General features: G+C 69.0%; 18 protein-coding genes. 8 read left to right on the top strand and 10 right to left on the bottom strand.

All coding sequences use genetic code 11. The features are described 5' to 3' along the window. Window positions 1-35 precede the first annotated feature (35 nt). From ACXN5S_RS01025 to ACXN5S_RS01010, 4 genes are all read right to left on the bottom strand, one after another. Window positions 36-995 (bottom strand): glycosyltransferase family 2 protein, encoded by a 960-nt coding sequence (locus ACXN5S_RS01025; RefSeq protein WP_458603532.1) that lies wholly within the window; start codon window positions 993-995, stop codon window positions 36-38. Then, a complete protein-coding gene (locus tag ACXN5S_RS01020; protein ID WP_458603531.1) occupies window positions 992-2179 on the bottom strand; it encodes a glycosyltransferase in 1188 nt (395 codons plus the stop codon). Before ACXN5S_RS01020 ends, ACXN5S_RS01025 begins: the two co-directional genes overlap by 4 nt. Continuing rightward, the gene (locus ACXN5S_RS01015; RefSeq protein WP_458603530.1) at window positions 2176-3186 is read right to left on the bottom strand and encodes an NAD-dependent epimerase/dehydratase family protein; all 1011 of its coding nucleotides are present in this window, start codon (window positions 3184-3186) and stop codon (window positions 2176-2178) included. Before ACXN5S_RS01015 ends, ACXN5S_RS01020 begins: the two co-directional genes overlap by 4 nt. A gap of 95 nt (window positions 3187-3281) precedes the next feature. Then, entirely contained in the window at window positions 3282-4415 is a 1134-nt protein-coding gene (locus ACXN5S_RS01010) for a Gfo/Idh/MocA family protein (protein WP_458603529.1), read from the bottom strand. Window positions 4416-4520: 105 nt separating this feature from the next. Here ACXN5S_RS01010 and ACXN5S_RS01005 point away from each other — a divergent pair, with 105 nt between their 5' ends. After that, a complete protein-coding gene (locus ACXN5S_RS01005; RefSeq protein WP_458603528.1) occupies window positions 4521-5288 on the top strand; it encodes a WecB/TagA/CpsF family glycosyltransferase in 768 nt (255 codons plus the stop codon). Between the two features lie 7 nt (window positions 5289-5295). Here ACXN5S_RS01005 and ACXN5S_RS01000 read toward each other — a convergent pair whose 3' ends face one another. Further along, window positions 5296-6138 carry a zinc-ribbon domain-containing protein gene (locus ACXN5S_RS01000; RefSeq protein WP_458603527.1) on the bottom strand — a complete coding sequence of 281 codons (843 nt, stop codon included), beginning with the start codon at window positions 6136-6138 and terminating at the stop codon, window positions 5296-5298. A gap of 154 nt (window positions 6139-6292) precedes the next feature. On the opposite strand from ACXN5S_RS01000, the gene ACXN5S_RS00995 reads away from it, so the two are divergent. Genes ACXN5S_RS00995 through ACXN5S_RS00980 form a run of 4 tightly spaced genes read left to right on the top strand, consistent with a single transcriptional unit; the run spans window position 6293 to window position 9216 of the window. Beyond that, window positions 6293-6967 (top strand): cell division ATP-binding protein FtsE, encoded by a 675-nt coding sequence (locus tag ACXN5S_RS00995; protein ID WP_458603526.1) that lies wholly within the window; start codon window positions 6293-6295, stop codon window positions 6965-6967. Then, window positions 6967-7869 carry a cell division protein FtsX gene (locus tag ACXN5S_RS00990; RefSeq protein ID WP_458603525.1) on the top strand — a complete coding sequence of 301 codons (903 nt, stop codon included), beginning with the start codon at window positions 6967-6969 and terminating at the stop codon, window positions 7867-7869. Before ACXN5S_RS00995 ends, ACXN5S_RS00990 begins: the two co-directional genes overlap by 1 nt. Further along, window positions 7866-8606: a lysophospholipid acyltransferase family protein gene (locus tag ACXN5S_RS00985; RefSeq protein WP_458603524.1), complete on the top strand. Its 741-nt coding sequence runs from the start codon at window positions 7866-7868 to the stop codon at window positions 8604-8606. Before ACXN5S_RS00990 ends, ACXN5S_RS00985 begins: the two co-directional genes overlap by 4 nt. Further along, window positions 8596-9216, top strand: coding sequence for a pyridoxamine 5'-phosphate oxidase family protein (locus ACXN5S_RS00980; protein WP_458603523.1), 621 nt, complete (start codon window positions 8596-8598; stop codon window positions 9214-9216). Before ACXN5S_RS00985 ends, ACXN5S_RS00980 begins: the two co-directional genes overlap by 11 nt. 85 nt (window positions 9217-9301) lie before the next feature. Here the strand turns inward: ACXN5S_RS00980 and ACXN5S_RS00975 are convergent, their stop codons facing one another. The 5 genes from ACXN5S_RS00975 to ACXN5S_RS00955 form a co-directional block, all read right to left on the bottom strand. Then, complete coding sequence (locus tag ACXN5S_RS00975) at window positions 9302-9994, bottom strand: nitroreductase family protein (protein WP_458603522.1); 693 nt, start codon at window positions 9992-9994, stop codon at window positions 9302-9304. Next, window positions 9994-10971 carry an iron exporter MbfA gene (gene mbfA / locus ACXN5S_RS00970; RefSeq protein WP_458603521.1) on the bottom strand — a complete coding sequence of 326 codons (978 nt, stop codon included), beginning with the start codon at window positions 10969-10971 and terminating at the stop codon, window positions 9994-9996. Before mbfA ends, ACXN5S_RS00975 begins: the two co-directional genes overlap by 1 nt. Before the next feature lie 262 nt (window positions 10972-11233). Next, entirely contained in the window at window positions 11234-12328 is a 1095-nt protein-coding gene (locus tag ACXN5S_RS00965; protein WP_458604064.1) for a Gfo/Idh/MocA family protein, read from the bottom strand. A 17-nt stretch (window positions 12329-12345) separates the two neighbouring features. Next, window positions 12346-13401: a sugar phosphate isomerase/epimerase family protein gene (locus ACXN5S_RS00960; protein ID WP_458603520.1), complete on the bottom strand. Its 1056-nt coding sequence runs from the start codon at window positions 13399-13401 to the stop codon at window positions 12346-12348. A 12-nt stretch (window positions 13402-13413) separates the two neighbouring features. Then, the gene (locus tag ACXN5S_RS00955; RefSeq protein ID WP_458603519.1) at window positions 13414-14475 is read right to left on the bottom strand and encodes a LacI family transcriptional regulator; all 1062 of its coding nucleotides are present in this window, start codon (window positions 14473-14475) and stop codon (window positions 13414-13416) included. 169 nt (window positions 14476-14644) lie between these two features. On the opposite strand from ACXN5S_RS00955, the gene ACXN5S_RS00950 reads away from it, so the two are divergent. The 3 genes from ACXN5S_RS00950 (at window position 14645) to ACXN5S_RS00940 (ending at window position 17931) form a co-directional block, all read left to right on the top strand. Beyond that, the gene (locus tag ACXN5S_RS00950; protein ID WP_458603518.1) at window positions 14645-15874 is read left to right on the top strand and encodes an ABC transporter substrate-binding protein; all 1230 of its coding nucleotides are present in this window, start codon (window positions 14645-14647) and stop codon (window positions 15872-15874) included. Between the two features lie 190 nt (window positions 15875-16064). Next, entirely contained in the window at window positions 16065-16919 is an 855-nt protein-coding gene (locus ACXN5S_RS00945; RefSeq protein WP_458603517.1) for a carbohydrate ABC transporter permease, read from the top strand. A 19-nt stretch (window positions 16920-16938) separates the two neighbouring features. Next, on the top strand, window positions 16939-17931 hold the full coding sequence (locus ACXN5S_RS00940; protein WP_458604063.1) for a carbohydrate ABC transporter permease: 993 nt from the start codon (window positions 16939-16941) through the stop codon (window positions 17929-17931). The last annotated feature ends 3 nt before the right edge of the window (window positions 17932-17934 follow it).

Genomic DNA, 17934 nt, shown 5'->3' with positions numbered 1-17934 from the left:
CATGGCCAGAATGGGCCGGGGGCGAGGAATTCGGGTCACTTGTACTCGATCAGCCCCATGGCCCGGCCGGTGAGCCTGCGCCGGTGATAGGTGAGCAGGCCGAAGAGTGTCGGCAGTTTGGCCAGCGTGTAGAACCCCGCCATCCGCCCGGCCACCCCCGGCGGCAGGCCGCGCCGGCGCAGGCCGAGCGCCGTCTTGGCCCAGGCGGCGGGCCAGGCAAGCACCAGGAGCAGCGCCCAGGGCGTTATAAGCAGCCCCACCAGCGTGGCCAGCGGCAGGGCCAGGCCCCAGCCCCAGGACCGCGCCCGCTCGCGCTCATTGGCGCCAGGGTGCTTGGCGGCGATCTGGCCCAGCCCGTGCCCGGCGCGCAGCATCCGCCGCCACCATTGCCCGAAACGGGTCATGTCGATGTCATGCCATGTCATCACCTCGGGCAGGCGGAGGAGGCCGCGGCCCGCCTGCGCCAGGCGCAAGCACAGCTCGTCATCCTCCGAGGCGATGAAGCTGGCATCGAACCCGCCAAGCGCGGCAAGGTCACGGCCCCGCACCAGCATGTCGCCGTGATTCGAGGTGGTGGGCCCCGGCGGGCGGTGCCATTCCGCCTCGGCCATGCGGTGGTAGATGTTTCGCTCGGGTCGCTTCTCGCGACGCCAGCCGGTGACCATGCCGAGGCCGGCATCGGCGGCGAGGGCGGTCTGGCCCTTGGCCAGCCAGCCCGGCTCGAGCGCACAATCGCCATCGACGAATTGCACTGCGTCGGGCAGCGGCGTGCCGAGCGCCTTGATGCCGGCATTGCGGGCGCGGGCGGCGGTGAAGGGGCGCGAGAGATCAAGCTCCACCACCTCGGCGCCAAGCTCGCGGGCCAGCGCGACGCTGCCGTCGGACGAACCGCTGTCGACATAGATCACCCGCGGCGCCTCGGCGCAGGCAGCGGTGAGGCAGGCGCGCAGCCGCTCGCCTTCGTCGCGGCCGATGGCGATGACGGCGAGGCTCATGGGCTGCCCCGGAAGAGGGCGGCGAGCTTCTCGGCCTCGCCGGAAGAGGTGAAGCCCGCCAGCACGGCCTGCCGCCCGGCCTCGCCCATCGCGGCGCGGTCGTCCCGGCCCAGCAGCTCGACGATGGCGCCGGCCAGAGCGCCCGGCTCGCCCGGCGGCACCAGGCGGCCCGAGACGCCGTCCTCCACCAGCTCGGCCACGCCGGCGATACGGGTGGCGACGACGGGCAGGCCGGCGGCCAGCGCCTCCATCAGCACGACGGGCAGGCCCTCGGCGAAGCTCGGCAGCACAAAGAGATCGGCGCGGGAGAGCGCGTCGGCGACCTCTGCCTGGCTCTGATAGCCGGTGAAGGTGACGGGCAGGCCCTCGTTTTTCGCCCGGCGCTCCAGCGCCGCCCTGTCCGGCCCGTCGCCGATGAGGGTGAGGTGCAGGCCGGGCCGCTCTGCCCGTGCCTCGGCCAGCGCGTCCAGCAGCACCGGCACACCCTTGGCGGCGGAAAGGCGGCCAACGAAGAGCAGCTCGTCTCCGCCGCGCGGTCCGGCGCTGTAGCGGGCCGGGTCGATGCCGCAATGCACGATGTGCAGCTTGGGCCAATCGGCCTCCGGCGACAGCAGCATGGCCTGGCTGCGCGCGAAGCTGGAGATGCAGGCGACGAAGCGGGCGCGCGCGATCTTCTCGGGCAGCGCCCAGCGATCGACGGCGAAGAAATCGTCTGGCCCGTGCAGGGTGAACGAGAAGGGCAGCCCGGTCAGCTCGGCGGCCAGCATCGCAACCGTGCCGGCGGATTGCGCGATGTGGTTGTGCAGATGGGTGGCGCCGATCTCCCTCAGGTGCCGCGCCAGCACCATCGCCTCGGCGAGGTAGATCGCCTGATAAGCGAGCGCCCGCAGCCCGCCGGGGCTGGTGCGCCAGGCGAGGCGGATCGCGCGGGCAAGGGGGCCGGGCGAGCGGAGGGCGGCGCCGAGGGCGGCGAAAGCCTGCCTCGGGCGCTTCAGCGCGGGCAGGACGGCGAAGGTGCTCTGCGCCTCGGCCCGTTGCTCGGGGCCGGTCAGATGCTCCGGCCCGGTGCGGCGGATCGTGCAGGTGGCGATTTGGAGGCCGAGGGCGCGCAGGGCCGCGACCTCGCGCTGGATGAAGGTATCCGTGGCGCGCGGGTATTCGCCGGTGAGATAGGCGATGGTCATGGCTCGGTCACGCTGTGCTTTGGCTCCCAGCCGGCCGCCCGCAAGCGGGCGTTGCTATAGCGCGCCGGCGCGAAGCGGGCGCGCAGGGCGGGGCGGCGGAGGAGGCCGGGCAGGCGGGGGCCGAGCTTCGGCACCCGGTCCAGCACCGGCGCCAGCGCGTCGAGGAGGCGCCAGGGCAGGGGGATCGTGAGCTTCGGCCCGCCGGGCGCCCGCCGCAGCGCGCGGCGGCAGGCAGCGCGCATGGGCAGGTCGCTGGCGACGACGTTGAACGTCTCCACCCCCGGCGCCGCGCGCTCGGTCGACAGCAGCATGGCCAGCGCTGCATCCTCGACATGCACCAGCGGCACCTCGCCCCGCCCGCCCAAGGCCAGCAGCACCGGCCCGGCCCGCAGCCCCAGATGGGCGTTCCAGAGCCGCCCCGGCCCGACAAGCGCGCCCATCCGCAGCAGCGTGGCGCCCCGCCCAGAGGCCGCTGCCTCGGCACGCACCGCGCCCTCCTGCGCGAGTTTGGCGCGCATATAGGCGTCGCGGCCGCGCGGGGCGGGATCGAGCGGTGAGCCCTCGTCGATCAGCGGCGGGCGGCCACGGGTGGATTGGGCGTAGAGCGCGCCAAGACGGCCGGAGGCGGCGCGGCCCGAGGCGGCGGTCTCGGCGCCGACGATGCCGCCCTCTGCCGCGATCTCGCCCTCCGCCGGACGGCGGTGGCGCGGGCCGGGCGCGGCGTAGACGGCGATGGAGCTGGCGAGCACCAGCCGGGCCGGGTGGCCGGCCATCGCCGCCAGCAGGGCAAGCGTCGCCTGGACCGTGTCGCGGGCGGCGCGGGCGCTGTCCATCGCGGCGGCGCAATGGAGGACGGCGTCGATGCCCTCCAGGGCGCCCTCGGCCAAGCCCTCCGCCAGGTCGCCGTCGGCGCGGGTGAGGCCGCGTGCCTCGTGCCCGCGCGCTTCGGCGGCGGCCAGGACGGCGCGGCCGAGGAAGCCGCCGGAGCCGGTGACGAGCAGCTTCATCGCCGCGCCCTCCTTTGGCTGTGGAGGGGGGCTGTCTGCCCCCCGCCGCCTGTGGCGGCCCCCCCCGAGGATATTTCGGGAAAAGCGAGGGAGGCTCAGCGCGCCCATGGCATCGGCTCCATCGGGGCGCAGGGCGTTGTCATGTCGGCGCGGGCGCCGGCGGCGATGGCGAGCGTCACCTCGGTGAGGTGCAGGGCGTAGTCGCCGGCGAGGCGCGAGGGGCGACCGGCGGCGATGGCGGCCAGCATTTCTGCCGGGCCGAGCGCGAAGTTCATGGCGGCGGCGCCGTGGCGGCTGACCATGGGGTGCGGGGTGCCCTTGAGGCCGACGCTGCGCGCCACCGGGTCTTCCAGCAGGCGCCGGCGGATCACCCGGCGCTGGCGCAGGCGCACCGGGGCGGCATTGTCCCAGGCCCGCGGGACTTCCAGCACGCCGGTCTCGCCGATGACGCGCAGGCGGTGGTCATGCGGCGCGGCGATCGAGCAGGTCAGGCGGGCGACGGGGCCGGCCTCGAAATGCAGCAGCGCGACGGAGAGGTCGGGCGTGCCCGAGATGCCGCGCTTGTCGGGCAGCACCTCTGCCGTGAGGGCCTCGACCCGGGCGACCCGGCCGAAGGCGGCGATCAGCCAGGAGAGCCAGTAGCCTGCATGTTCCATCGTGCAGCCGACGGCGAATTCATCCTGATAGGGCCAGGGCGCGCCGCTTGGCGAGCCCCAGGCCTCCAGCGGGGCCTGGGGAATGAAGCCATCGTCTAGCTCGGCATAGATAAGCCTCGGGGTGCCGGCGCGGCCCTCGCGCAGGGCCTTCATGAGCCCCTGCGCGGTTCTGGAGAGGACCGAGGAGGGGGCGGAGGCGAGCTGCAGGCCGCGCTCCGCCGCCAGCGCTATCAGGCCGCACGCCTCTTCCAGATCGGTCACCATGGGTTTCTCGGAGAAGACATGCGCCCCCGCCTCCAGGCCGGCGCGGGTGACGGCGGCATGCTCTGCCGGGTTGGTGAGGTTCAGGACCAGCCCGCCCTCGGGCAGTTTTGCGAACAGCGCCTCCATAGAGGGCAGGGCGGCGACGCCCCAATGGGTGCAGAAGGCGGCGAGGCGGGCGGTGTCGCGGTCATAGGCGCCGATCACCTCGATTTCGGGGTGCAGGGCGAGCGAGCGCATGTAGAGATCGGCGACATAGCCGCATCCCACCAGGCTCACCGCCCCCAGCGCCGTTTGTTCCACCCGTGCCATTGCCCTCGCCCGTCCCATGCAAGCATGGCAACACTTTGGCCCGGTTATGGTCTTGCCGGCCAGAGGGGGATTGCGGTGGCGGCGCAGGTGGGGAATCTGCGCCGTATGGATAGGCCCTTCATCCTGCCCGCCGGCCCGGCCGCGGTGACCGTCAACATCGCCTCCGCTGATGAGCTGGAGGCGGAGGTCGGGCGGCGGCTGCGCGACCGCGTGGGCTTTGCGATGGCGACGCTGAACCTCGACCATGTGGTCAAGCTCCGGCGCGATCCGGCCTTTCGCAAGGCTTATGCCGCGCATGAGCTGGTGACGGCGGACGGCAACCCCATCGTCTGGCTCTCGCGCCTGGCCGGCCGGCCGGTGGCGCTGCTGCCCGGCTCTGACATGATCCTGCCGATGGCCCGCCTGGCGGCCTCCTGCGGCATCCGCGTGGCCCTGCTCGGGGCAACGGAAGGGGCGCTCGCAAGTGCGGCCCGGCGGATGGAGGACGAGGTGCCGGGCCTGGCCGTGACCGCCCGCGTGTCGCCGCCCATGGGGTTCGATCCGGATAGCGACGCTGCCGCCGCGGCGCTGGCGGATGTGGCGGACTCGGGCGCCGGCATGGTGTTCCTGGCGCTGGGCGCGCCGAAGCAGGAGCGGCTGGCGGCGCGCGGCCGCAAGCTGCACCCCGCAATGGGCTTCGTCTCTATCGGGGCTGGCCTCGATTTTCTGGCCGGCACGCAGCGCCGGGCGCCCGACTGGGTGCGCGAAGCGGCGCTGGAATGGCTCTGGCGCATGGTCTCTGACCCGCGGCGCCTCACCAGGCGCTATGTCGACTCCGCAGCCGTGCTGCCGGGGCTGATCTGGCGGGTCTGGCGCGGGCGGGCGCGCGCCTGAGCGGCGCCTATTCGGCGGCCGCCGTGTCGCCCGTCACCGAATTGATCCGCGCCGTCAGCGCCTCGATCTCTTCATCCAGCCACAGCCGCCCGGCGTCGATATTGTCGACATAGGCGGAGAGTGCGGGCGTCAGCGCCGGAACGCGGCCCGCGATCTGCGGGGCGAAGGCGTAGGTGAGGGCGAGCACGGCCAGCACCAGCAGCGTCAGCGAGAAGCCGCGCCGGAAGCCGCGGCGGGTGGCGGCCTCGCGATCCTCCGGGCTGTCGGGCGCCTCGGCCGGTTCCTCTTCGGCCCGCAGCGAGCTTTGCAGCTCGTCGATATCGGGCAACAGTTCGCGCCGCGCGGGGCCGCCTTCCGCCGGGGCGGTGCCGGGCAGGGGGCGGGCGGGGCGGCGGCGTGTCTCATCCTCGCGGCTGGCCTCGTCGAGGCCCAGCTCGGTTTGGGTCTCCATGCCGCCCTGGCGCTCGACGCGGCGCTGCTCGGCCTCGCGCGCCGCCTCTTCGCGCAGGATCGCGGCGATCTCCGGCGTGACGGAGGGGCGGGGCGGCGGCTCGGCGAACTCGCTCTCGTCCTCCGCCTCAGGCTCCGGCGCAGGTTTCGGCATGACACGGCGGGGCGGCGAAGGCGGGCGGCGCAGCGAGGCAGGCAGATCGTCTGCCGGGTCGTCCGGAGGCGGCGGAGCGGGGCGCGCGACGGGCGGCGGCGGAGCCTCCTCCTCGGCGACAGAGGCGCCGGGCCGTTCGAACCAGGTATGGCTGCAGGCAGAGCATTGCACATCGCGCCCCTCGTCAGGGATCACGTCATCGGGCACGTCGTATTGCGCGCCGCAATTGGGGCAGATCAGGCGCATGGCGCGTGGCTCTCCAGGCGGGTATCAGCCGCTCGACTGCTCATGACCCGATCCTTAGCGGCGCCTGCCCCTTTCGCCAAGGCGCCGGCGGGCTGAGCGATTGATCCTGTTGCCGATATTCGGCATTAAGCGGCGTCAGGCGGGGAGCAGCTTCGTGATAGAGCTGAAAGATGTGGCCTATTCCTATGGCGGGGGCGAGCTGTTCTCGGGCCTTGGCCTGACGCTCGCGCCCGGCACGTTCCATTTTCTCACCGGCCCGTCGGGCGCCGGCAAGACGACGCTGCTCAAGCTTTGCTATGGCGAGCTGACGGCGACGGCGGGCGATGTGACGCTGTTCGGCGATGAGCGGCGAAGCCTGTCGCGCGACGGGCTGGCGATGATGCGCCGGCGCATCGGCGTGGTGCACCAGGATTGCCAGTTCCTCGATCATCTGCCGCTGGCCGAGAATATCGCCCTGCCGCTCACCGTCTCGGGCCGGGGCGGCGAGGCGGAGGGCAATCTGCAGGACCTCCTCGGCTGGGTCGGGCTGACACGGCAGGCCGGGCAACGCCCGCCCGAGCTGTCGGGAGGCGAGCGGCAAAGGGCGGCTCTGGCGCGGGCGGTCATCACCTCGCCCGACGTGATCCTTGCCGACGAGCCCACGGGCAATATCGACTGGGAGATGTCGCAGCGCCTGTTGCGCCTGCTGGTCGAGCTCAACCGCATGGGCAAGGCAGTGCTGATCGCCACGCATGATCTGGAGCTGATCCGCGCCGCCAAGGCGCAGGTCTCGGCCCGTGTGCTGCGCCTGAAGGATCGCAAGCTGCAGATGGCGGGGGCAGAGCTCTGATGGCCCGGCTGCCGCGTGCCCTTTTCCTGCTCGCGGGCGACCGGGGCGCCGACCGCACCGTGCCGCCCTCGGGCTTCACCGCCTGGCTGACGCTGGGCGCTGCCGCCGCCATGGCGTTCCTCGCCGTCTTCGCGCTCGCCTTCTCCTCCGCCACCGGGCGGCTGGCCGACCGCTGGTCTGACGAGCTCGCCCGCACCTCCACCTTGCGCATCTCGGCCCCCGCCGAAGAGATGGCGGCACAGACGGCACAGGCCATCCGCGTGCTGGAGCAGACACCCGGCATCGCCGAGGCGCATGCCCTGACGGAGGACGAGCAGGAGGCGCTGCTGGCCCCGTGGTTCGGCCCCGACCTGCCGCTCGATTCCCTGCCCATCCCGCAACTCATCGAGATCGTCGAAGAGGGAGACGGCTACGACCCGGCGGGCCTGCGCGCCCGGCTGATCGCCGAGGTGCCGGGCGCCGTGCTCGACGATCACGCCCGCTGGCGCGAGCCGCTGGTGGCCGCCGCCGCCCGGCTGCGGCTGCTCGCCGGGCTCTCGACCGTGCTGATCGGCGCGGCGCTGGTCGCCATGGTGACGCTGGCCGTGCAAAGCTCGCTGGCCGCCAATGCCCAGGTGATCCGCGTGCTGCGGCTGGTGGGCGCACGCGACATCTACATCGCCCGCGCCTTCGTGCGGCGCTTCACCCTGCGCGCCCTGATCGGGGCTGCGGGCGGCACGCTGCTGGGCACGCTGGCGCTGCTGATCCTGCCGCGCTCCGACGTGGCGGGCGGCTTTCTCACCGGTCTGGGCTTTGCCGGCTCGTCCTGGCTTCTGCCGCTGACCATCCCGCCGGTCACCGCCATCGCCGCCTTCTGGGCAACACGGCAGGCGGCGCTGGCCCGTTTGAGGGCAGAATCATGAGCAAGGCCGCTTTGCGCTGGCAATGGGTGAAGTCGCTCGCCTTCATGGTGATCGCCTACCCGCTGATGCTGCTCTACGGCATCGTCTACCTGCCCTATGCCCTCGCCTCGCCGAAGGGCGCCAATGCCGCGGCGCGGGCCTGGGCGCTGACGGCGCGCTGGCTGATCCACCATATGCTCGGCCTGCGGACGGAGATTCGCGGAGAGATTCCGACGGATGAGGTGCTCATCGCCTCGAAGCACCAGAGCTTCCTCGACATCATCATGATCTATTCGGTGCTGCCGCGCGGCAAGTTCATCATGAAGCGCGAGCTGCTCTGGGCGCCGATCATCGGCCTTTACGCCTGGCGGGCCGGCTGCATCCCGGTCAACCGCGGCAAGCGGGCCGAGGCGATCCGCAAGATGCTGGCCGATGTGCGGGCCGGCAAGTCGCTGCCTGGGCAGGTGGTGATCTATCCGCAGGGTCACCGCATCGCGCCGGGGGCCAAGGCGCCCTTCAAGATGGGCGCGGCGGCGCTCTACCAGGAGCTCAAGCAGCCCTGCGTGCCGGCGGCGACCAATGTCGGCCTGTTCTGGCGCAAGAGCGGTGTGTTGAAGATGCCCGGCCTGGCCGTGGTGGAGTTTCTGCCGCCCATCGCGCCCGGCCTCGACAGCCAGTCGCTGATGAAGCGACTGCAGGTCGAGATCGAAGAGAATTCCAACAGGCTGATGGCGGAGGCCGGGTTCCATGCAGAGTGAGGCCGCGGGCGGCGCCATCGACAGCATCGAGGCACTCGAGGCGCTCTACGGCAAGCCCGGTGAGGCCTCGCTGATCAAGGTGACGGATCACCTGACGCCGGAGTACAGCCGCTGGATCGCCGCCTCGCGCTTCTGCGTGCTCAGCACTGTGGGGCCTGAGGGGACGGATGCCTCGCCCCGCGGTGACGATGGCGAGGTGGTGCTGCAACTCGACGCGCGCACGCTGGCGCTGCCCGATTGGCGCGGCAACAACCGGATGGACAGCCTGCGCAATATCGTGCGCGACGGGCGCGTCTCGCTGATGTTCTTCGTGCCGGGCTCGAACAACGTGATGCGGGTCAACGGCCGGGCGGAGCTGACGGTGGCGGAGGACATGCTGGCCAGCTTCGAGCGCGGCGGCAAACGCCCGCGCAGCGTGACGCTGGTGCATGTGGCCGAGGCCTATTCGCAATGCGCCCGCGCCCTGATGCGCTCGCGCCTGTGGACAGCGGGCGATGAGAGTGCCGGCCTGCCGAGCGTGGGCGACATGCTGAAGGGGGTGAAGGCCGATTTCGACGGTGCCGCTTACGATGCCGACTGGCCGGGCCGCGCCGCCACGAGCATGTGGTAGCAAGCCGCCCGGCTCCGGCGCCAGGGCCTGGCGCGCTCCCGCCTACCCACCCCGCACGCCAGGGCCTGGTGCCGGAGCGGAGAGGTCAGGGAAAGGTGCTGAGGATCTCGCCCAGAGGCTTCTTGCGCTTGGCCACCTCGGGCACTGTCGCGTCCTCTGCCGGGTAGCCGACGGGCAGAATCATCACCGGCTTCTCGCTGGCGGGCCGCCCGCAGAGGCCGGTGAGAAACTTCATCGGGTTGGGCGTATGTTCAAGGCACACCAGCCCGGCGTGATGGATCGCGGCGATGAGAAAGCCGGTGGCGATGCCGGTGCTCTCGGGCACGTAGTAGTTCTTGTAGCGCGTGCCGTCCTCCGTCTCGCCCCAGCGCTGGGCGAAGATGACGATGAGCCAGGGCGCGGTGGTGAGGTGCGGCTTCTCCACTCCAGTGCCGATGGGCTCCAGCGCCTGCAGCCATTCATCGCCCGCGCCGCCGGAATAGAAGGCGCGTTCCTCCTCCTCCGCCGCCTCGCGAACCTGAGCCTTCATCGCCGGGTCGGCGATGGCCGCGAAGTGCCAGGGCTGGTGATTGGCGCCCGAGGGCGCGCTGCCGGCGGTGGCGACGATCGCCTCGATGATCTCGCGCGGCACGGGGCGATCGGAGAAGTCGCGTACCGAATGGCGCTTCGCCATGTAATCGCGGAACGCCTGAACCTTCGCCAGGGCGTCATCCGGCTCCATCTGCACGCGGTCGGGCAGGGGCAGCGGCGCGTATCGCACCTCGCCCTTGCGGTACATCAGCCTGCCCCGATGAGGGCGCCGGCGGTGAAGACCAGCGCACCGCCGAGCACGACCTGGAAGGCGGCGCGGAGGAAGGGCGTCTGCATGTAGCGGTTCTGGATCCAGGCGATGGCCCAGAGCTCGACGAACACCACGATCAGCGCGATGGCCGTCGCTGTCCAGAAATGCGGGATCAGGTAGGGCAGGGCATGGCCGAGGCCGCCCAGCGTGGTCATCAGCCCGGTGACGAGGCCGCGCTTGATCGGCGAGCCGCGGCCCGAGATCTGCCCGTCATCCGAGGCCGCCTCTGTAAAGCCCATCGAGATGCCGGCGCCGACAGAGGCGGCAAGGCCGACGAGGAAGGTCGTGTGCGTGTTCTCGGTGGCGAAGGCCGTGGCGAAGATGGGCGCGAGAGTCGAAACCGAGCCGTCCATCAGCCCGGCGAGGCCCGGCTGCACATAGGTCAGCACGAACTGCCGGTGCTCGGCGGCGTCTTCGGCTTCGCGCTCTTCCTCGCCCAGATGCTCCTCGGCGAGCCCCGCGGCGCTCGCCTCGTGCTTCGCCTCGGCAGCGGCGAGATCGCCCAGCAGCTTGCGGGTGGAAGCGTCGGTGCTGGTCTTGGCGGCGCGGCTGTAGAAATTGGCGGCGTCCCGCTCCATCTGCTCGGCTTCGGCGCGGATGCGGGCGAGCGAGAGGTTCTCGATCAGCCAGACGGGACGGCGGGCGTAGAAGCCGGCAACATGCTCGCGGCGGATCAGCGGGATCACCTCGCCGAAGCGGGCGCGGTGCGCCTCGATCAGCTGGTGCCGGTGCTCGTCTTCCTCTGCGGCCATGCCATCGAAAATGGCGGCCGAGGCCGGATACTCGGCGCGCAAGCGGTCTGCATAGGAGAGGTAGATGCGCTGGTCGTCCTCTTCGGACGAGATGGCGAGGGCGAGCACTTCTTGCTCGGAGAGATCGGAGAACCGGCGGCGCTGGGTAAGAGAATTGAGCATGGAGAAATGCTAGGGGCGGCGCGGGGCAGGAGCAAGTGGGCACGTGGTGGCTCCACTGTGACCATTGACCTCATAGATGCCCGTGCACGCCGGCCCGTGGGCACGGGCCGGCGCTCGCGCGGCGGGCTGACGCCCTGGATTTCGCGCGGGTGTGAGGAGCGGTGAGGTTTGAAGAGCCGAGTCCTCCCCGGCTCCCCTTCATCTGGCCGAAAATACCTCGGGGGTGCGGGGGCAGCGCCCCCGCCCGGCCCCCGGGCCGGCCCTAGCGTTTCACCCAGGCGCCGTCCTGGCCGGAGCTTTCCTGGCAGGCGGAGATGAACCACATGCCGTCGAGCCCCGCTTCGATGCCGGGCAGGAGCGCGCCGTCGGCCTTGCCTTGGATCAGGTCAGCCGCGTCGGTGTAGAGGTTGGCGAAGCCTTCGAGGTAGCCCTCGGGGTGGCCCGGGGGAATACGCGTCCAGTCGCCTGCGCCGCCGCCAAGCCCGGCGCCGCCGCGGGTGAGGATGCGCTTGGGCTCACCGAAGGGCGCCCAGGTCATCACGTTGGGGTTCTCCTGGCTCCATTCCAGGCCGCCCTTGTCGCCGTAGATGCGCAGCCGCAGCCCGTTCTCGCAGCCGGGCGCCACCTGGCTGACCCAGACCATGCCCTTGGCGCCGCCGTCGAAGCGCAGCAGGATATGGGCGTTGTCATCGACCTTGCGGCCGGGGACGAAGCTGGAAAGGTCGGCGGCCAGTGCCGTGGTTTTCAGCCCGCTGACGAAATTCAGCAGGTTATAGGCATGGGTGCCGATATCGCCGATGCCGCCGCCGCCGGCGCGGGCCGGGTCGGTGCGCCAGTCGGCCTGCTTGTTGTCGGGGCCGGCTTCTTCGGTCAGCCAGTCCTGCGCATATTCGGCCTGCACGATGCGGAGGGTGCCGAGATCGCCGCGCTCCACCATCTGCTTCGCCTGCCGGATCAGCGGGTAGCCGGTGTAATTGTGGGTGAGGATGAACTTCGCATCGCTCGCCTTCACCGCCGCCGCGATGCGCTTGCCATCTTCCGGCGTCGCCGCCAGCGGCTTGTCGCAGATCACGTGGATGCCGGCCTCCAGGAAGGCGACCGCAGGCCCGGCGTGAACGTGGTTCGGCGTCACGATGGCCACCGCGTCGATGCCGTCTTCGCGGGCGGCCTCGGCCTTGGCCATCTCCTCGAAGGAGGTGTAGCTGCGATCCGCCGCGATGCCGAGCTCTTCAGCCGAGGCGGCGGCGCGCTCGGCGTTCGACGACAGCGCCCCCGCCACAAGCTCCCACCGGTCGTCGATGCGGCTGGCGATGCGGTGCACGCCGCCGATGAAGGCGCCCTGGCCGCCGCCGACCATTCCAAGTTTCAAACGTGTCACAGGCCCAGCATCCTCTTGATGGTCGCGTCGTCGCGGCTGCCGCCGGCGAAATCGTCAAAGGCCTTGTCGGCCCGTTCGATCAGGTGGCTCTCGATGAAGGGCGCGCCCTCTGCCGCGCCCTGCTCGGGCGATTTGATGCAGCACTCCCATTCGAGCACGGCCCAGCTGTCGTAGCCGTAGCCGGTGAGCTTGGAGAAGATCGCCGCGAAATCGACTTGCCCGTCGCCGAGGCTGCGGAAGCGGCCGGCGCGGTTCAGCCAGGGCTGGTAGCCGGAATAAACGCCCTGCCGCCCGTCGGGATTGAACTCGGCATCCTTCACGTGGAAGGCGTTGATGCGGTCGTGGTAGAGGTCGATGAAGGCGAGGTAATCGAGCTGCTGCAACACGAAATGGCTGGGATCGTAATTGATCATCGCCGCTTTGTGCTCGCCGCAGGCATCGAGGAACATCTCCCAGGTCGCGCCGTCGAAAACATCCTCGCCGGGATGGATCTCGAAGCCGATATCCTGCCCGTGCTCGGCGTAGTGATCGAAGATCGGCACCCAGCGGCGGGCAAGCTCGGCGAAGGTTTCGTCGATCAGCCCCTCGGGGCGCTGCGGCCAGGGGTAGAGATAGGGGAAGGCCAGCGAGCCGGGAAAGCTGACAGTGTGGCTGAGGCCCAGCTTCTGCGAGGCGACGGCGGCCTTCTTCACCTGATCGACAGCCCATTCCTGCCGGGCCTTCGGGTTGCCATGCACCTTTTCGGGCGCGAAGGCGTCGAAGACGATGTCATAGGCCGGGTTCACGGCCACGAGCTGGCCCTGCAGGTGAGTCGACAGCTCGGTGATCTCGACGCCGGCGTCGGCGCAGATGCCCTTCACCTCGTCGCAATAGGTGTCGCTCTCGGCGGCCTTGTCGAGATCGAACAGGCGCGATTCGAACGTGGGGATCTGCACGCCCTTGTAGCCAAGATCGGCGGCCCACTTGGTGATGCCTTCGAGCGTGTTGTAGGGCGCGTCGTCGCCCGCGAACTGGGCCAGGAACAGCGCCGGGCCCTTGATCTGTGATGCCATTTTTTCCTCCCGTTATGCCGAGTTAAATGAGTCCCCGGTCGGTATTTCCAGCCCCTGCATGGGGGGCGCCTGCGGCTCTCTGACGGCCTGAATGGCCGCGCGGGCGAGAAACTCGCCGGCCGCGCGAACGTCTTCGTCAATGACAAGCATGGTGTCGCGGAAGAGTGCAAGGAAGGGAATGGCTTCCTTCGCGACGACGTCGATGTCCTGCGCCATGACGCGCCCGGCGCTTTCCAGCGCGGCGACAGAGGCCATGGCGGCGGTGGGCGAGCCGCAAACGATGCCGTCGGTCTCAGGCTCTTCGGCCAGGACTCGGCTGACGTAATCTCGGATTGCCGCCGACTCGCTGTCGGAGGTGATGCTGTCGGCCACGTGGAGGGTGCAACCGCGCGCCGCAGCTTCGGCCCGCGCGCCGGCCACCATGAGCTGCGCATAGTTTTGGTGCTGCGGCGGGGCGATCAACAGCATGTGGCGCCGGCCGCGTTCGGCCAGGCGCGTGACGGCGATTCGCGCGAAAGCGTCGTTGTCGAAATCCCAATAGGGGTGCTTGTCGGCCCAGTTCGAGCGGCCATGGGTGGCGAAGGGAAAGCCGCGCTCCATCAGGTAGGCGACGCGTTTGTCCTCTGGCTCGATCATGTTGAAGATCAGCGCGTCGGCCGAGCGCGTCTCCACCAGGTAGCGAATCGGCTCCATCAGGTCCTGCTCGCCAAGGAAGGGCGAGACGATCAGGTGGAAGGGCGTGCCCTGCAGCGCGCCCGAGATCGAGGTGATGAGCCGCGCCGTGTGGTTCATGATCTCCTGCTCGGTGGAGAGCACGAGGGCGATCACATTGGTGCGCCCGGTGCGAAGGCGCACGCCGGCACGGTTGGGAATATAGCCGATCTCATCGGCGATGCGGCGGACGAGCTCCTTCGTCGCCGCGCCGATATCCGGGGCGTCGTTCAGCGCACGGCTGACCGTGGGCACGGCCAGCCCGGACAGATCCGCAATCGTCCGCAGAGTCGGCTTTCGGTCAGCCTTGATGAGCTCACCGCCGGGCAGTTTGCCCGCGATGGGTGGCTTGCGTCCCGCCATGGGGCTCTTGTCCTCTCCCGCCGCAGTCTCCCGCACTGCGGCATAAGCGCGCTGCGCTGCAGCATTTATGTTTCACAGGCTGCGTGAACGGCGCACGAATATTTCTTGCCTCACCAAACTAAAACGTTATAGAGGTTTCTACAACGATTTAGATCAGGGAGGACAAATCGTGAAACTCACCACAAAGCTCCTGGCCGCGACTGCTATTGTTAGCGCAACCAGTGCTGGTGCAGTTGACCTTGAGGTCATGCATTGGTGGACGTCCGGCGGCGAAGCTGCTGCCGTTGGGGAACTCGCGAAAGCTTGGGATGCGACGGGCAACCATTGGGTCGACGGCGCCATCGCCGGCGGCGGTGACGTGGCTCGCCCCGTCATGGTTTCCCGCATCATCGGTGGCGATCCGCCGGCTGCGTTCCAGTTCAACCACGGCCTGCAGGCGCAGGAGCTGATCGAAGCCGGTCTGATCCTCGACCTCACCGACGTGGCCGAAGAGCAGGGCTGGGAAGAGATCGTCAACCCGCCGTCGCTGCTTGATGCCTGCACGATCGACGGCCGCGTTTATTGCGCCCCGGTGAACATCCACTCCTGGCAGTGGATGTGGCTCTCGAACGAAGCCTTCGAGAAGGCCGGCCTCGAGGTTCCGGAAAACTGGCAGGGCCTCGTCGACGACGCCCCCGCCCTGCGTGAAGCCGGTGTTGTGCCGCTCGCCATGGGTGGCCAGGCTTGGCAGCAGAACGGCTCCTTCGGCGTCATGGCCGTGGCGCTGGCCGGTCTCGACAACCTGCTCGCCGTCAACCGCGACAAAGACGCCTCCGTCGTCCGCGGCGAAGCTTACGGCAAGGTCTTCCAGGCCTATGCCGACGCTCGCGAGATGGCCGAAGGCCTCGACGTGCAGGACTGGAACCAGGCGACCAACGCCGTGATCACCGGCGAAGCCGCCGCGCAGATCATGGGCGACTGGGCCCAGGGCGAATTCGCCGTGGCCGGCCTGACCGCTGGTGAAGACTACGAGTGCCTGCCGGGCCTCGGCGATGTCGCCATCCTCGACACCGGGGGCGACGCCTTCTACTTCCCCGTCGTTGACGATCCGGAGATCACCGCTGCGCAGAAAGAGCTCGCCGCTCTGCTGCTCTCGCCGGAAGTTCAGGTTGCCTTCAACTCCGTGAAGGGCTCGCTGCCCATCCGCGGCGACGTTGACCTGACCACGGTGAACGAGTGCACCCAGAAAGGTCTCGACCTTCTGGCCAACGGCAACACCATGCCGTCGGGCAACCAGCTGCTTTCGCCGGACACGACGAACCAGCTGAACGACCTGATGACCGAGTTCTGGAACACGCCGTCGATGACTGCCGCCGATGCGCAAGAGCGCTACGCCCAGATCATCGAGAGCGCCAGCTAACTCAAAGGTCCGCAGGGCCAATGCGGATGGGCCCCCACCCGGGGGCCCATTTCGTCAAAAGGCCCGAAACGTGCAATACTGACATATCGCTCAGGTCAGGGAGACACATATGGCGATTGCCGATTCCGCCGATTCTATCGCCACGGAAAGGCAGGCGCAGCCGCGCCGTCCGATCCGTCTTTTCCGTCACATGTGGTCCAAGGTTGCCCTGATCCCGATGATTGCCACCGCGGTGATCGTCTTCATGGGCGGCACGATCTGGACGGTGGTCTACTCCTTCACCTCCTCGGGGCTGCTGCCGCGGCTCAACTGGGTGGGGCTGGCGCAATACGACCGCCTCTGGTCGACCGCCAAGTGGATCAAGTCGATCGAGAACCTGGCGATCTACGGGATCTGCTCACTCGTTCTGACGCTGGTGATCGGCTTCACGCTGGCCGCCATGCTCGACCGGAAGATCCGCTTCGAGGATACGTTCCGCACCATCTTCCTCTACCCCTTCGCGCTGAGCTTCATCGTCACCGGCCTTGTCTGGCAGTGGATCCTGAACCCCGATTACGGTGTGCAGGGCGTTGTCCGCTCGCTGGGGTGGGAGAGCTTCACCTTTAACCCGCTCAACAACCCCGACATCGTCATGTACGGCCTGCTGATCGCGGGCCTGTGGCAGGGCACGGGGCTGATCATGTGCATCATGCTCGCCGGCCTGCGCGGTATCGACGATGACATCTGGCGCGCCAGCCGGGTCGACGGCATCCCGGTGTGGAAAACCTATGTGCGTGTCATCATTCCCATGATGCGCCCCGTTTTCGTGACCGCCGTGGTGCTCATCACCTCTGGCATCATCAAGCTCTACGATCTGGTCGTGGCGCAAACCTCTGGCGGCCCGGGCATCAGCTCTGAGGTGCCGGCCAAGTACGTCATGCAATCCATGTTCGGCGGGCAGAACCTGGGCCAGGGCTTTGCCGCCTCGTCCATGATGCTGCTCAGCGTTGTCATCATCCTCGTCCCCTGGGCGTTCTTGGAATTCGGAGGCCGGAAACGTGGCTGATATCGGCACCCTCAACACCATGAAGGCGGCGGAAGAGCCGATTCATGAGCGCCTCGACGGCCCGCGCGGCGCCCGGCCGAAACGGTCGATGAGCAAGCGCAACATCCTGCTCTACGGCGTGCTCGTCATCGTTTCGATCTACTACCTGCTGCCGCTCTACGTGATGATCGTCACCTCGCTGAAAACCATGCCGGAAATCCGCGTCGGTAACGTCTTCTCCATCCCCCGGGATGTGACGTTCGAGCCGTGGATCAAGGCTTGGTCGCAGGCCTGTACGGGCGTGAACTGTGATGGCCTGTCGCGCGGCTTCTTCAACTCCGTGCGCATCCTGATCCCGTCAGTGATCCTGTCGATCACCGTGGCCTGCATCTCCGGCTACGCTCTGTCGCAATGGAAGTTCAAAGGCTCCGAGGTGTTCTTCACCATCCTCATCGTGGGCGCCTTCATTCCCTACCAGGTCATGCTTTACCCGGTGGTGATCATCCTGCGCGACACCGGCAACTTCCTCACCGATATCTGGCAGGACACCTGCGGGATCTTCACCGCCGCCGAAGACGCGTGCCGCGGGCGCGTCCAGCTATTCGGCTCGCTGTCGGGGCTGGTGATCGTGCACACGATCTTCGGCATGCCGATCCTGGTGCTGCTGTTCCGCAACTACTTCGCCTCGATCCCCGAGGAGCTGTTCAAGGCGGCCCGTGTCGATGGTGCCGGCTTCTGGCGCATCCTCATTCGCATCATGCTGCCGATGAGCCTGCCGATCCTCGTGGTGGCCGTCATCCTGCAGGTGACCGGCATCTGGAACGACTTCCTCTTCGGCGTCGTCTACACGCGGGCCGAGCAATATCCGATGACGGTGCAGCTCAATAACATCGTCAATTCGGTGCAGGGCACCAAGGAATACAACGTCAACATGGCGGCGACCTTGCTGACCGGCCTCGTGCCGCTCGCGATTTACTTCGTCTCCGGAAAACTCTTCGTGCGCGGCATCGCAGCCGGCGCCGTCAAAGGCTGACCT

This window comes from Pseudoroseicyclus sp. H15, from assembly GCF_054353345.1.
Note: the sequence above shows the minus strand (reverse complement) of the source record. Positions and strands in the feature narration are given on the sequence as shown.